Origin of the sequence: Longibacter salinarum (assembly GCF_002554795.1) — a bacterium.
In the GTDB taxonomy this organism is placed as follows: Bacteria; Bacteroidota; Rhodothermia; order Rhodothermales; family Salinibacteraceae; genus Longibacter; species Longibacter salinarum.
Genome location: NZ_PDEQ01000007.1, coordinates 79,081 through 93,908, shown reverse-complemented (window position 1 = coordinate 93,908; position 14,828 = coordinate 79,081). Strand labels below are relative to the sequence as shown.

Annotated in this window: 12 protein-coding genes and 1 other RNA gene; 7 read left to right on the top strand and 6 right to left on the bottom strand. The window is 59.3% G+C overall.

What is annotated here, in order from left to right; all coding sequences use genetic code 11:
- Positions 1-95: 95 nt before the first annotated feature.
- From CRI94_RS13775 to CRI94_RS17750, 4 genes are all read right to left on the bottom strand, one after another.
- Entirely contained in the window at positions 96-785 is a 690-nt protein-coding gene (locus CRI94_RS13775) for an SDR family oxidoreductase (RefSeq protein ID WP_098076887.1), read from the bottom strand.
- 235 nt (positions 786-1,020) lie between these two features.
- Entirely contained in the window at positions 1,021-1,926 is a 906-nt protein-coding gene (locus tag CRI94_RS13770) for a DUF4249 family protein (protein WP_179862315.1), read from the bottom strand.
- Positions 1,927-2,053: 127 nt separating this feature from the next.
- Positions 2,054-4,378, bottom strand: a complete 2,325-nt coding sequence (locus tag CRI94_RS13765; RefSeq protein ID WP_098076881.1) for a TonB-dependent receptor — start codon at positions 4,376-4,378, stop codon at positions 2,054-2,056.
- A 202-nt stretch (positions 4,379-4,580) separates the two neighbouring features.
- Positions 4,581-4,754, bottom strand: coding sequence for a hypothetical protein (locus CRI94_RS17750; RefSeq protein WP_179862314.1), 174 nt, complete (start codon positions 4,752-4,754; stop codon positions 4,581-4,583).
- 188 nt (positions 4,755-4,942) lie between these two features.
- On the opposite strand from CRI94_RS17750, the gene ffs reads away from it, so the two are divergent.
- The 4 genes from ffs to CRI94_RS17745 all read left to right on the top strand — a co-directional run bounded on the left by ffs (position 4,943) and on the right by CRI94_RS17745 (position 7,438).
- An RNA gene (gene ffs / locus CRI94_RS13760) (signal recognition particle sRNA small type) lies at positions 4,943-5,042 on the top strand.
- 469 nt (positions 5,043-5,511) lie between these two features.
- Complete coding sequence (gene yajC / locus CRI94_RS13755) at positions 5,512-5,838, top strand: preprotein translocase subunit YajC (protein ID WP_098076878.1); 327 nt, start codon at positions 5,512-5,514, stop codon at positions 5,836-5,838.
- A gap of 41 nt (positions 5,839-5,879) precedes the next feature.
- Entirely contained in the window at positions 5,880-7,127 is a 1,248-nt protein-coding gene (ribB, locus tag CRI94_RS13750) for a 3,4-dihydroxy-2-butanone-4-phosphate synthase (protein WP_098076875.1), read from the top strand.
- 143 nt (positions 7,128-7,270) lie between these two features.
- Complete coding sequence (locus CRI94_RS17745; protein ID WP_179862313.1) at positions 7,271-7,438, top strand: hypothetical protein; 168 nt, start codon at positions 7,271-7,273, stop codon at positions 7,436-7,438.
- A 199-nt stretch (positions 7,439-7,637) separates the two neighbouring features.
- Here CRI94_RS17745 and CRI94_RS13745 read toward each other — a convergent pair whose 3' ends face one another.
- The gene (locus tag CRI94_RS13745) at positions 7,638-8,270 is read right to left on the bottom strand and encodes a thioredoxin family protein (protein ID WP_098076872.1); all 633 of its coding nucleotides are present in this window, start codon (positions 8,268-8,270) and stop codon (positions 7,638-7,640) included.
- A 308-nt stretch (positions 8,271-8,578) separates the two neighbouring features.
- On the opposite strand from CRI94_RS13745, the gene CRI94_RS13740 reads away from it, so the two are divergent.
- The gene (locus CRI94_RS13740; protein WP_098076869.1) at positions 8,579-9,892 is read left to right on the top strand and encodes a glucose-6-phosphate isomerase; all 1,314 of its coding nucleotides are present in this window, start codon (positions 8,579-8,581) and stop codon (positions 9,890-9,892) included.
- 651 nt (positions 9,893-10,543) lie between these two features.
- On the opposite strand, the gene CRI94_RS13735 is transcribed toward CRI94_RS13740, so the two are convergent.
- Entirely contained in the window at positions 10,544-13,045 is a 2,502-nt protein-coding gene (locus tag CRI94_RS13735) for a DNA internalization-related competence protein ComEC/Rec2 (protein WP_179862312.1), read from the bottom strand.
- 270 nt (positions 13,046-13,315) lie between these two features.
- Here CRI94_RS13735 and nusB point away from each other — a divergent pair, with 270 nt between their 5' ends.
- Positions 13,316-13,801, top strand: a complete 486-nt coding sequence (gene nusB, locus CRI94_RS13730) for a transcription antitermination factor NusB (RefSeq protein WP_098076863.1) — start codon at positions 13,316-13,318, stop codon at positions 13,799-13,801.
- Between the two features lie 185 nt (positions 13,802-13,986).
- On the top strand, positions 13,987-14,646 hold the full coding sequence (locus CRI94_RS13725; RefSeq protein ID WP_098076860.1) for a metallophosphoesterase family protein: 660 nt from the start codon (positions 13,987-13,989) through the stop codon (positions 14,644-14,646).
- Positions 14,647-14,828: the final 182 nt, after the last annotated feature.

Here is a 14,828-nt window from a genome sequence, read left to right as displayed (position 1 = left end):
CTGTAGAGATTAATGGCAAGGGTCGTGCCGTCTTTCCGTACAGCGACGCCACGAACAACTTCGGTACGGAGTGTAGATAAACCGAGCACCTGGGGTCAGGACGCCGTGGCGTGGACTTTCAGCGTCTTGATATGCCCTCGCTGGCTGCGCGTTGCGAGGTGGAACATGCCCTCCGCCAGCTCACGAGGAGCGATCCACGTGCTGGGGTCGGAGTCGGGCATCGCGTCGCGATTGTCCGGCGTATCCACGACACCCATCGGGTAGAGCACGCTGGCCCGCAAGCCATCGTCCGCATATTCTGCGTCGATCGACTTCACGTAGGCGGCCACGGCCCCTTTCGATGCGGCATACAACGCAGCCCCCGCGCCGCCGTCTTCGGCCGCTGGAGCAGAGACGCCGAGGAAGAAACCATGAGCCTGGTCCAGAAGGTGCGGAATCGCCGCTCTCGCCGTCTGAAACAGGGTTTGGAAGTTCATCGCCATCATTTTGTCGGCGTCCTCCTGCGACGCTTCGACGGCGGGCTGCATCGCGAACCCGCCCGCAATCGAGAGGACGGCGTCAATCCCATCGGCTTCCGACGCGGCGGAGTCGAATACCTCTCGCGCCTCTTCTTCGTTCGTCAGGTCGCCGGTGTAGACATACGCGTCCGGAAACTGCTCGCGGAGCTTCTGGCCGTTTTCTTCCCCGTAATCGAGAAGGGCGAGAGTCCAACCGGCGTTCGCGAAGACGTTGGCAGTGACGGATCCGATCGCCCCGGCGGCGCCGGTGATAGCAACGGTTGGCATGAGTTGTAGCGTATGGAGAGAGAGCCACGAAGTGTATATTAAACGTAGCGAGCGCCGTGTCGCCCGTCAAGGTAGCGATGTTACGCCCGTGCCTCGAAAGCCCCCGAACCGTTCCGGTCCCGAAACGAAGTTCAAATTTTGCCCATCCCGTCTACAAATCTATACGCCGCGGCGGGTTGACCGTCCGGCAGGATGGACACCCAAACCTCACACCCCGAACCTCATCCCTCACTCCTCACGGCCGCCGGACGTTGATCGTCGTCGAGGCGCGGGCGTAGGAGCCGAAGATGCCGATGCCTCCGTCGATGTTGTCGACGATGTTCGAGATCTCGCCCGGCGAGAGGCCGCCCTGCTGCGCTTCCTGCGTGCGGATGTAGTCGTACAGCGCCCGGTCGATCACGGAAACGGCCACCTCGTTTTCCCCGAAGAACGCGAGGGCGAGCCATGGGAATGTGATCGTGAGGGTGCCGTCGCTGTTGACCTCAAAGTTCGCCTCGTTCAGAATACCGGAACTTGTCACCTTGAAATCCTCGATGTCGTCCTCGTCCGGGTCGTATGCATCGGCGTAGAAGGGCGTGAACTCGTCGATCAGTTCGTCCTCAGTCATCGCGTCGAAGTCGAGCAAGGATGTCGTGGTGAAAATTAGCGCGGCGGGCACGTCTTTCACATCCGACCTCGTCACCGTAAACGAAGGCTGGTCCGCACTCTGAAAGGTGGCGTCGGTGTTCTCCGTATTCACGAGTTCGATGGCCGTCGGCACGGTCGTCTCGGCCCGGAGCGTAGCCCCGTCGGGAAGCTCTGCGCGCAGCCGGTAGGTCGCACCGCCCTGCACGGTCGGCACCGGCGCCTCCGGCTTGTAGTACCCGAGCGTGTCCGCAGGACCGTATGGCGTGGTCTCAGCCACATCGCCGCCCGGCGTGAGGCGATCAATGAACACCGTCGCTCCTTCGAGCCCTTCCTGCGCGCCCGGCCCGGCATCGACTGGCACCGTGCGCGAAAGGACGACGGCTGGGAGAGGCGCGTCGGAACGCAGATACGCCTCCGCAACCGGTTGCTCCTCCACGCTCGCCGTGTCGATCGCATCGCACGCCGAAAACACGGCCACAACCGAGACGAGAAGCACAACGAGAGCGGGGCGCACGTTCATTCCTGTTATCATTGATCGACTACCTCTCATTTCAGCAAACGTCTTTTCCCAATTCACAATCCCTGATCCCCAATCCAAACATGGTACAATTTCGCATTTCGCACTTCCATCTTCGCAATCGTCAAAAGGTCATCGTGAATGAGACATTCGGAAGCGGCACCGGAATCTGCGGCACCTCCGTTCGGTCCACCGTTCCGTCGTCGTTCGTCTCGAAGAAGTAGAACCAGACGTTGCTGCGGCCATAGAGGTTGATCACCTGAAGCTGGAGTTCAAAGTCGGCGCCGAACCAGGTGCCGCGGCGCGTCGCTCCGACATCGAGTCGGTGGTACGCCGGCAACCGCTCGCCATTAAATGGACTGATGAACGTCTGCCGTGCCTCCGAATCGCTGATGAACGGGTCGTTGACCGTGCTGAACCGGTACGTCGGCTCGGTATAGGGCTGGCCGGTCGCGTAATTGAACGCCGCGGTCATCCGCCACTTCTTGGTGAGGTCGTAGTTGGCGACGATGTTCAGGTCGTGCGTCCGGTCGTACTTCGGCGCGTAGTAGAGCGGCCCGTCTGGTCCGACGTTCACGAGCGGAAAGCGGCGCGCGGTGCGGCTCAGCGTGTAGCCGATGAACCCGTTCACAGCCCCGACAGAGCGCTGCACCAGCAGTTCGCCTCCAAGGGCAAATCCGTCTCCGAAGCGGAAGGTCTCGGCATAAGGCAACCCGGCGCGATCCGGGAGGAACGGGTCCAACTCAAAGAGGTCGCGCATCGTACGGAAGTACCCTTCCACATCGACACGCCAGCCCGTCCACGGCTCGGTTTTGACGCCGAGGACGAACTGATCCCCGTACGACGGCGGCACTCCGTCGTCCGTCGTCAGCCACGAGTCGAAGCCGGTGAAGAGCTCGGAGGTCTCGAGCGTCAGGTACTGGTGATACCGGCCGTACGCAGTCTGCAGGCGCACGCCGTCGGCAACCGTGTAATCAACAGAAATGCGCGGCTCAAGGCGCCAGTACTTGCCGCGATCGAAGTACGACGAGCGAAGGCCGGCACGCACTTTCCAGTCCGAATGCGGGCGATACGTGTCCTGCACGTAGGCCGACGCGTAGGCACTGGAGATATCCTGCTGAAAAGATTCTTCGCCGTCAAACGTGTTGCGGAGACCGAAGGAAAGAGCCCCCGTCCAGATCCCGGCCTCGAGCGTGTGCTTCCGCGACGGCACCCATTCGATGTCGCCCTTCACCGAGATGTCTGTCACCTCGTTGCGCTGCGTGAACCGCGTGCTACTGATCGTCGCAATCGGGGTCGAAAGGTAGCGCGAGCCGGTGACGGTCAGGTTGGTAAACACGGTTTCCGAGAGCAGATGCTGCCAGTCAAGACTGGCCGTCCGGTTGCCGTAGGAGATGTCGAAGCGGCCGTCGTCGAGAAACTGCAGGTCGAGAACATCCTGCCCGCCGTAAATCGCCAGGCTCAGCTTGTCGTTCGGCGTCGCGTCGAGATTGATCTTCGCGTTGATGTCGTAGAAATAGAAGCCGTCGGGAATGCCGTCGACATCCTGGCTGCGAAGCACCGCGAACAGCGGCTCCAGGGTCGACCGGCGCAGGGCCACCATGTACGATCCTTTCGCCTCGTCGTCATCACCCCACGACCGCCCGTACGGCCCTTCGACGTAGGCGCGGGACGCGAGCAATCCAACCGAGAATCCGCCCTCGGTCGAGCGGCGATTGCCATCCTTATTGTAAATGTCGACCACGCTTCCCAGCCGCCCGCCGTATTCTGCCGGGTAGCCGCCCTTGTAGAGCTGCACGTCCTTAATCGCGTCTGGGTTGAACGTTGAGAACAGCCCGAAGAAGTGCGTTGGGTTGTATACAGTCGTCCGGTCGAGCAGGATGAGCGTCTGGTCGGGAGAGCCGCCGCGGATGTAAAGTCCACTGGAGAAGTCCGACGCCGCCTTCACCCCCGGCAGCAGTTGCAGAGAACGGAAGAGGTCTGGCTCCAGCACAGCGGGGAGCTGCTTGATGAGGGCCGTTTCCACGCGCGTCGCGCCGATCGCCCGTGCATCCTCCGCGTCGCGCTCCGCCTCCACAATCACCTCATCCACCTCAGCGGTGGCCGGAGCAAGTTCGACGTCGAGCCGGCGGTCTTCCCCGGCGGCCAGCGTGACCTCTTGCTCTTCCGGTTCGAAGCCGAGGTACGACACGCGAACGGTGTACGTACCGGGAGCGAGGCCAGCGATCGTGTAGAAACCGGCGTTGTTCGTCGCCGCGCCGCGAGTTACGTCGCCCGAGGTTGCCACGACATTCGCAAGAAGCAGCGTCTCGCCGGTTTCAGCATCACGGACGTAGCCGCTGATCCGAGCCGACGCGTCGCCATCTTGTGCAAAGGCAAACGGTCCGCCGATAGCGATGCTCAGCACGACGCCGAGCAGCAGAGGACGAAGAGAAGGAAGAGAGAGCATCACAAAATCTAGAAAGGATGATGCAGCGAAAGCCGGGGGGTCGGCCTGAAGCCACGTTCATGCTGCGCGACGCAAAGCCCAGGAGGGATACGCAGGTATTCTACCCACCAACAACACGAATGACCTCGCGCGAGGGTACCCGTTTCACGTAAAGAACTCGTCTTCTCTCGCACAAATCTGCCGTTCTTCAACAATCGTTCTGCTAATTCGAGCTTGCGGCCCTCTCCAGTTCATCCAGACGACGTTCGATTTCCTGAAGTTTGTGAATGATGATGACGTGAGCTTTCTGGGCGTCGATGCCAACGGGACTGTCAGCGCTTTCGATTTCCTTTTTGATGCGATCGTACGCCTCGCGCGGGATGTGCAGATCAGACATGGCAGAAAACGGTTTTGTATAGAAATGTTCGATTAGAGTAAACGCCGTTCGGGGACCTCAAGGTCGATCAATTTCGACTTTCGATGAAAGCCCCTTCACCGGGCTATACTCGTGTCGATTCCGGAACCCGGAAGATGTGTTCAGGTAACAGAAATCACAACTTGCGCGGGGACACCCCGCACAGAGTAGGGCAAGTCCCACACGGCCAGCTCCCTCTGAACTCCGTCAGGGCCGGAAGGCAGCAGCGGTAGGAGGTCGCAGCGGCGCGATGTGGGTAGCTTGCCCTTTTTTTATGTCTAACAACTTGTTTGGCGGATGGGTCGCGAAAACGTCAGCGCGCCCGTTCATGCCTATTCGCAGGGCGGAAGATGATCCTTCCGCAATCGCGAAGTAGAAACGATTCGCGAGGTTTGCCACACCTTGTGTTGTGAGCGTCGCAAGGACCGATCGCCGCGAGATCCGCATCTCTGGATCGCCCGCCAAACAGGTTTTAAACGGCTTTGGGGCCACTTCATCGTTGTATCCGCTCGGCAGGCCAGTTCATATCTCAGTTCGGGTCTCCAACGCAGTAACCGTCCGTTCGCCCGAAATTAAAGGAAAGGCCTCCAAATCCCGTCGTTCGACGGCGTTCAGGCGCGAACCCGGCGATAACGGGTGCGTACGTGTGTGATGTGCGCCGGAAAGAACCATTGACGCTCGACGGTTCTCTCGCGCATCCCCACTGCCACCCGATCCTTCACGGACCGCCTTTTTCCACATGCTCCTCTCTCTTCTGCCTGTTTTCCTCGCCGGCGGCCAACCCGCCGACGGCACCGGTGGAATCGTTAGTTTCTTGATTCCAATCATTCTCGTGATTGGTGTCTTTTATCTGTTCATTTACCGCCCGCAGAAGAAGCAGCAGGAGGAGCACGAGCAGATGGTCAGTGGCCTGGAAAAGGGCGATAAAATCGTCACGATCGGGGGCATTCACGGCACGGTCCGTCGCATTGACGACGACTCCATCCTCGTCCAGGTCGACAGCAGCGGAACGAAGCTGCGCTTCGACAAGCAGGCGATCGCTAATGTCGGTGGAGACGACAAGTAGTCCGACGTCGTCTGAGCCCCCGACCGATGACCCCCATCGCTATGACCGACTCTAGCCACAGCGCTCCCGATGGCACGTTCGACGCCATCGAAGACGCGATCGCCGCGATCCGACGGGGCGAACTCGTTATCGTCGTGGACGACGCCGACCGCGAGAACGAAGGCGACTTCATCGGCGCCGCGGAGGCGATGACGCCTGAACTCATCAACTTCATGGCGTCGCGTGGACGTGGGCTGATTTGCACGGCCATCACGCCGGAGCGAGCGGACGAACTCGACCTCGACCTGATGGTCGAGTCCAATTCGGCGCTGTATCACACGCCGTTCACGGTGTCGGTCGACTATAAAAAGGGTACGTCTACAGGCATCTCGGCCGCGGACCGTGCGAAGACCATCCAGGCCCTCGCCGATCCGAATGTCTCCCGATTCGACTTCGCTCGCCCGGGGCACGTCTTTCCGTTGAAAGCGCGCACCGGCGGCGTCCTCCGCCGGGCGGGCCACACCGAAGCCTCCGTCGACCTCGCTCGCCTGGCTGGCTTCCGACCCGTCGGTGCGCTGGTGGAGATCATGAACGAAGACGGGACGATGGCGCGCGTCCCGGAGCTGACCGAGCTCGCCGAAGAGCTCGATATGCCGTTCATCACGATCCAGGACCTCATCGCGTACCGGATGCAGAACGAAAGCCTCGTCCAGCGCGAGGCAGAGGTGCCGATTGAGACGGCGTACGGCTCCTTCCGACTTATCGCCTTCGAGGAGACGCTGACGGGTGAGGTCCACCTGGCGCTCGTGAAAGGACACTGGAGCGAAGACGAACCGGTGCTCGTTCGCGCGCATGCCCAGGACGTCATCGGCGACGTGTTTGCCGCCGACGCGACGGGCGGCTACCAGAAGCTGGCGGAGTCGATGCTCATGATCGAAAACGAAGGTCGCGGCATCGTTCTCTACATGATGCAGGGTGCGCACAAGCCCGGCCTCCTCACGAAGCTGCGCGCCATGGAGCGACAGACGGAGGAAGAGGGGATGATCGAGCCGGATACGGGCATGGACCCGCGCGACTACGGCATCGGCTGCCAGATTCTGCGTAACCTTGGCGCACGCAAGCTTCGACTGCTCACGAATCACCCGCAGAAGCGGGTCGGGCTCAAGGGCTACGGACTTGAAATCGTGGAACGCGTCCCGATTGAGGTCCCGGACGACGTCGCCGCACGCTACGTCCAGTCGACGAACGACCAGGTCACCCCACTCCTCGTCGATGCCCTGAAGAGCACGACAAACGGCAACGGTCAGTAGTCAGTCGTCCCGGAAATACTACCGAGTCGATCAGAAGGCGCAGGCAGCCCGCGTGGCATGTTCCAGGATCGACACTTGCTTCGCGCACGAGGGTTTCTCACTTTAGAACGACCCGAGCGCTCCTCCTCTACCTCCCGGTGTCCATGTCCAGACCGCTGATCCTCAAAATCATTTACTTCCTGCTCGCAGCGCTCAGTCTGTTTATTCTGGGCTCCCGCATTACGGCGGGCGATGCGGGTATCTTCAGCCTTTTGGTGCCCGCTGCTATCGTAGGATTCTGCACGTGGCGCCTCTTTACTCTGGAAGACTGACCTGCGTAGCACGCGCCACAACCGACCTATTATAAATGCCCTGCTTCCATCACGAGAGGCAGGGCATTCGCTGTTTTGGTCTAAGAACCTGTTTGGCGAGACGTCCCTGGCGAGGCATGCGAAGCAGGGTAGCGTGAGCAGTCCAAATGGAGGTTTGGAATAGCCTCTAGAACATTCGTAGCGGAGAGGTATGGCCGGATTAACGCTCCGGTCGCTTGATCTCACACCCGACGGACTTCGTGGACTGGGTGTCGATCGCCTGATCCATCACCAATGCACGAATCGCGTCCTTCAGAAACGACTTTTCCACAGCTGAAGCATTCCGCGGATTGTCATCGATCGCTCCTCGATAAACGAGCCTCCTCTCCCCATCGAAGAGAAATACCTCCGGCGTCTTCGTCGCACCAAAGGCGTTGGCCATCGCAGCCCTATCGTCGACGACGTACGGGAAACGATAATCCTCTTCTTCGGCACGCTCCTTCATGTCCGCCAGGCCGTTGCCGCCCTTCCGCCGGGCCGCGTTCGAGTTGAGCGCGATCACCCCGATGTGATGCTCGCTCGCAAGCGTTGCGATTTCGTTGTAGCGATCTTCCCACGCGTTCACCCAGGAGCAATTGCTTCCCGTAAACAGGACGAGCAGTCCGCTTTTCTCCGTCACGGAGCCAAGCGCATGCATTTCCCCGTCAACGCCCCTCATCTCAACGTCAGGCTCCGGAATCTCGCTTCCGACGGGCAACCGCTCAATGTCTGTCGTGCCCGAAGCGAACCGGAACGCTGACAGAAGGAGAAAAGCGGCAATGCACGCGCCGATAAAGAATCGTCCAGTCCACATGGTCGATCAGTCTACAAGATGTGTATCAGCGAACCGCGGCGTCGCGATGATCCGGAACGGGACCATCCGACGAATGCCGCGCCACATAAAGACAACGCCGACGGCGGAGTCACGAGTTCCACCTGAGGATGCTGCACGGTTCACCGGCTGCTTTGTACGTTGTGCGTGTCCGGCTGCATCCCAGTGGCTATGCGTCATCCACCCGATGCATCACGGGCGCCGGTTGCTCATTTCAGTGTCTCCTGTCATTCGGCAGGACGAATTTTGCAGGACCTCGCTATCGTTTCGCACTCCACCACTTCTCGTTTATGATCCGACTCGACGATTCGCGCGCCCTCGACATGCTCGATGATGGCGCTCTTGACGACCTGCAGCCGAAACTGACCGACGCCCACCAGGCCGTACTCGACAAATCCGGTGCAGGAAGCGATTTTCTCGGCTGGCGCGATCTGCTCACCGACCCGGACGATGCACTCCTCGAAGACATCGAGACGACGGCCGCCCATCTCCGTCGTGATGCGGATGTGCTGCTGTGCCTCGGCATTGGCGGGTCGTATCTCGGGGCTAAAGCCGTTATTGATGCCCTGACTCCCTATTTCAAAAAAACCTCTCCAGCCACGCCCGACCTGCCCGGGAAAAGTGATCAACCGGATGATCCGCCGGAGGTCCTCTTTGCCGGAAATCAGACGAGCGGGGCCTACTTGCGAGAGCTGCTCGAGAGCCTCGAGGGCAAGAGTGTCTTCGTCAACGTCATCTCCAAAAGTGGAACGACGCTCGAAACGGCTCTTTCCTTCCGATTCGTCCGTCAGTGGATGGAGGATCACTTCGAAGATGCTGACGACCGGATCATCGTCACCACGGATCCAGAGAAGGGCGTGCTGAACACGCTCCGGGACGAGCATCCTTATAAAAAGTACGTCATCCCGCGAGATGTCGGCGGCCGGTTCTCCGTCATGACACCGGTGGGACTGCTACCGATCGCGGCGGCTGGAATCGACATCCGCTCGTTTTTCTACGGAGCCGTATCGGCATGCGAGGAGCTGAAAGATGCCGAAGACAATCCGGCCCTGCAGTACGCCGGCCTTCGTTACCTGCTGCTCGAAGAGGGCTATGATGTGGATGTCCTCGCCGTGTTCGAGCCGAAGCTCCGCTCGATCGGCGGGTGGTGGCAACAGCTCATGGGCGAGAGCGAGGGGAAGGACGGCACCGGGCTGTTTCCGGCTGTGGTTCAATACACCACCGACTTGCACTCCCTCGGACAGTACATGCAGGACGGTCAGCGCATCGTGCTTGAGACGTTTCTGATGGTCGAAGACGACGACGGCGACCTGACAATTCCGCAGAGCGAAGACAATCTCGACGGGTTGAATTACGTGGCCGGGAAGACGATGTCGGACGTCACACGGGGCGCATACGAGGGAACAGCACAGGCCCACAGCGATGGCGGCGTCCCGATTCTGTCCCTCTGGATGGACTCGATCGACCCTGGTCCGCTAGGAGAGTTGCTGTATTTCTTCGAGCACGCGGTCGCCGTCAGCGGCTATCTGCTCGGCGTTAACCCCTTCAATCAGCCAGGCGTCGAAGACTATAAACGGGAAATGTTCGATCGATTGGGGAAGTAAGTGTACCAGTTTCGATCTATGCTTCCTGCTCCAGAACGCCTCATAACGCCATCCACATGACTGTGGATAACCCGTGGACAAGTGGGGCATAACGTCTTGATAACACCTTGACCGGGAGACCGGCGCGAAAGGCCGTGCATAACCTCGTGGTTCGTCCACACATTTCCGAAAGTTCTCAACAGTGTGGACAACGGTGCACAACTTTTCGCCCGGATCCCCCGGTTTTGGTGTGGATAAGTGTGGAAACGTGGATAACTTCGGGATATATCCGGTTTTTCGACCTAAGTCATGGTTGAACCCGGTCTCGACTGTGGACATCCCTGGGGATCCATACCCAAGTTATACACATCGCCGTCTTGCGAATGTGGGCGATTTGGTTCTCCACATATCCACACGCCCAACAACAATCACTACTCTTCTAAAAAAATTTTATACACCTCGTACATAGTAAGGAAGTGTGGATAAGTCCGATTTCGAGCCAGACAACTGTATGTGGACCGTATACCAGTTTGGATCAGGTAACTTTGGTATACAAGAGTATACCAGTTCACTCCGCTCTGATATTCTCGGTTAGTAGTACATTTTCACGTCCACACCTGGGTGACCAAAATCCATCGTTTGTGCCCAGCGATTTTCGGCGTGGGTTTGCCATCAGCGAATCGTTTGAGCAGAAAGAGATCGACCATCGCTGTGCACAGAGACAGAACCGTGGAGATCGGTCCGTAAAACGCGCGTTCCGGATTCATGCCAACGTGTCAGTATTTCTGGAACGGGCATTCCGAATTTGTTGTGGCGGCCAACTGGGATGACGGCAATAATTTCGGAGACCGACCCGCCGGTAACGGATTGGACCAGCGCAGAAGAACTGCTCGTCGAAGAGCCGTGATGCGCAACTTTGACGAGATTTGCGTCGAGCTCCTCGGCGAAGGTCTCGACAAGCCACGCCTCGGCCGTTGCCTCAATATCTCCGGGTAGAAGGATCTGAGTTTTCCCAAAGGTCATCGCGAGAACCACCGATGCATCATTTTCGGACCAGGCTCCCGAAATGGATTGCGGCGGTGGGCTGAGAACCTCGACAATGACGTCGGAACCCAGAGCCAACCGATCTCCGGTCACGACCGCGCGAGAGGGAATTGACTTTGAGTGGAGGAGTGCTCGGCTTCGCTCGAACAAGTCCGAAGAGGCGCGGCGGCCGCTATGAATGAACTGGCCAATGGAGACCGATTCGAAGAGGGTCGGCAATCCACCGAGATGATCACTGTCTGGGTGCGTCGCCACGACAACATCGAGGGACTCAATCCCGAGATGTTCGAGGTGAGGTTGAATCACGGATGCACCGGCGTCACTGTATGGCGTGACGGGACCTCCATCGATCAGCATGTGTCTCTGCTCCGGCGTCGTGACGAGGACGGCATCTCCCTGACCGACGTCGAGGAATGTCACCGTTAGTTTTGGCGTTGCATCTCCAGATAGAAGCCTGACGAAGAAGCTAATACAGATCGCTAACCCCGTTATTGTGACTAATCGCCATCGATGTCGCGGGCGAGGAAATTGAGCAACAACGAGAACGCCCGTTATGAGCGCGAGAAGCGTCCATCCACTCGGGTTCGTGAGTTCGAGACCCGCCCCCATCCACGTTTCTCCCCAGAGAGCCGTCTCCGCCAGCAGTCGAATTGCCGCATCGGCTGCAATGCCAAATGAAGAGGCCGCAACCGGGGCGACTGGGTTAGCAAGAACCATCAGGAGTCCAGCGGTGAGCCCGATGGCCGTGAGTGGGATCGCCACGACGTTCAGTACAAGGCCACCCAGAGCAACGAAGCCGAAATGATGGAGCAGGACGGGCGCGGTGCCGAGCGTTGCTGCCAGCGAAACCGTTATCATCGATACAAGCCACTCGACTGGAGCCATGGTCATCCACCGTTCGGGTAGAATGGCTCGGCTGGCTTCCTCGATGCGCGGGTTGAGCACGACAATGCCGGTCACGGCCGAGAGGGAGAGCTGGAATCCGGCGTCGAACAGAGCCGTCGGCCGCAGCATGAGCAACACGATGGCCGCCACACCGAGCGTGTTGAGCGTGTGCGCCGATCGCTGGAGAACGATCCCCCCGATCAGCAGTGCCGCCATGATCACAGCTCGCACAACCGACGGTGGACTGCCCGTCAGCAGCATGTAGAGAACCAATACGCCGATCGTCAACCCCGCTCGCAGGATCTCGATGGCGCGCCATGAAAGGCGAAGGCGGTGAAGGATGGGGCGCAGAAGCGTGTAGAGCACCATGCCGACGAGCAGAACGTGAAGCCCCGAAACGGCAAGCAGGTGCATCAGGCCCGTTCGCGCAAAAGCCTCTCGCTGCCGGTCGTTGACGTGGCTTTTATCCCCAAGTAGGAGCGCTTGCAAGACTGCTTGCGACGTGTCGGTTGGCACATGTCGCTCTGTGAGCATGCGGATCCATGCTCTGGATTGGTTGACGAGTCGCTGCAGAGGTGCATTTGCCCGTGTTTGGATTCGCACATCGGCCGCTTGCGACACGTAGAGCGTGCTGTGGATGCCACGCCGACTGAGATAAGCGCCGTAGTCGAAGTCGGCCGGATTGCGTGGTTCCGGTGGCGGCTCCAGCTGTCCATGGAGAGAGAGTCGATCTCCTTCGAACACGTCCGGGAAGGGCGCCGGCGCGTCGTCCCAGGGCGAAGAGCGGAGGGTGACCTGAACCATTCCTCGGGCCGGGCGAACATCGTTTTCGCTTCGCCAGGTGGCCACCGAAAACTTGAATCTCGTGCTTCCATTTGCTCGCGTTGGGGCACCTGCAACGTGTCCCGTGATCGTGGTGGTGTCTCCGTTCGCAATGACGTGTTGGGCCTGGCGGTGGAGACTTCGATCGGTCGGTGCATCGAAGACGACCAGGCGCAGGGCCCCGACTGAAATACCGAGGACGATCGCACCAGACAGGCGCATCAGGTTGGCGAGCGACACAAGGCGCCGTCGCTCATCCCAGGTGGCCATTATCCAGAGCAGCACGCTGAGTCCTGCTCCGCCGCTCCACGTCCACGGTGAGACCAGCCAGCCAGTTGAGGCGATAAGAATGCCGGTCGCGAGAGCGCCGGCGACGAGCAGGGCGGGGTACGATCCCCAGTGAATGGAGGAGTCGGGATCCACGATTCCGTCGGCTAGGTCTGGAAGGGTTCTTTTCCCTTCAAGACACAGCCGACACCGAGCCTGTAACGTGAGGAGGACCGCTCTTTGGGTCTCTCGGTCCGCGTTAGAGTCGCCAGCAGGCCATAAATGTGGATGAAGTCGGTGCGAGGACGCGAACCTGATGGGTCCTCGTTAATAGGAGCAGTGATCTTGTAGCGACGCTGGTTCTATCCGCCGGGCGTCTGCACTTTTCCGGATTGTCTTCCAGCACCTGACGCGTTTCAACCCCACATGAGCACCAGACGTGAAGCCCGAGAGTACGTGATGAAAGCTTTGTACGCCCTCGAAATGGGGGGCGGAGATGCTCGGCACGTCGTCTACACCATTCTTGAGCCCGCTCTTGAAGGGGACGCCGTCACACTCGAATTTGCCCGTAAGCTGCTCACGGAGACGGTCAACTCGCGGAGCGAAGCCGATGCCGTGATTAGCAAGCACGCGAAAAACTGGGACATCGACCGCATTACGCCGGTGGACCGCATCCTTCTTCGGATGGCCATTATCGAGCTGTTGAAGATGGAGGATGTGCCTCCGAAAGTATCTATTGACGAGGCCATCGAGATTGCGAAGAGCTACAGCACGCCGAAGAGTGGTACATTCATCAACGGAATTCTCGATGCGGCCCTTGCAGATCTAAAAGAGCAGGGGCGCCTCAATAAATCCGGTCGTGGGCTCGTTGGGATGGATCTGCCACAGGAGCAGGAAGAGGCCTCCTCGTAGACCACACGATGTAGGAGCAGAAGAGGGCGGCTAAGATTCCCCGGATCTTTTGCGGGAGTCCTAATATATTCATAATATCCAGTCTCTTCTCTCGGTCGCCAGGGCTTTCTTTAACAGGGTCCGCCCGTCTCGGCCTTTCCTTATCGCCTCGATCTTTACCTCGCTGCCCGAAAGGGCAAATCCTTATGGGCCTGATTGCCATCGGCGACATTCATGGGTGTGCGAAGTCGCTTGACGCCCTCCTCGATCGGCTTGAACTAACCGACGACGACCATCTCATTTTCGTCGGGGACTATATCGACCGGGGCCCGGACTCGAAAGGCGTAATCGATCGTCTTCTCGAGTTGAGGGACGACTACGAGTGTACGTTTCTCCGCGGCAATCACGAGTCGCTCATGCTCGGGTATCTGAATGCGGGCGCCTTCAACCTGTGGCGGATCAACGGCGGAATCGCCACGCTGCAGAGTTATATGGAGAATGGTCAGCCGGATGTCGAAATCCCGGAAGCACACCAGGAGTTTGTCCGCAACACCGAACTCTACTACGAAACCGACGACTACCTCTTCGTTCATGCGGGCCTGAAGGCCGACGTGTCTGTGGAGGAGAACCTCGAAACGTTCGATGAGGAGGTGTTTCTGTGGGAGCGCGGGCATCTCGAAGCCAGCGACTTCGCCTGGGACAAAACCGTTGTCTGCGGGCATACGCCCCAGCCGGAGCCGATTAATCGGGAGCGCCTGATCATGATCGATACCGGCTGCGTCTATCACATGCAGCCCGGCATGGGCCGTCTCACCGCCGTCCGCCTCCCAGAGCGGGAGTTCATCGACGTCGACTTCGAAGGATGATTTAGGTGTGAAAGTTTGGATGTGAAGAGCGGTTTTCCACGTCCGTACCTTCCTACTTTCATACTTCCACACTTCCATACCTCCATACGTTCACACCTCTCAGCGATCGTGACCAATTCGACGTGAAGGGGCGCGCTGGCTGGAACAGCCGCGTTGTATCGACGATTAGGATCTGCTGTTGT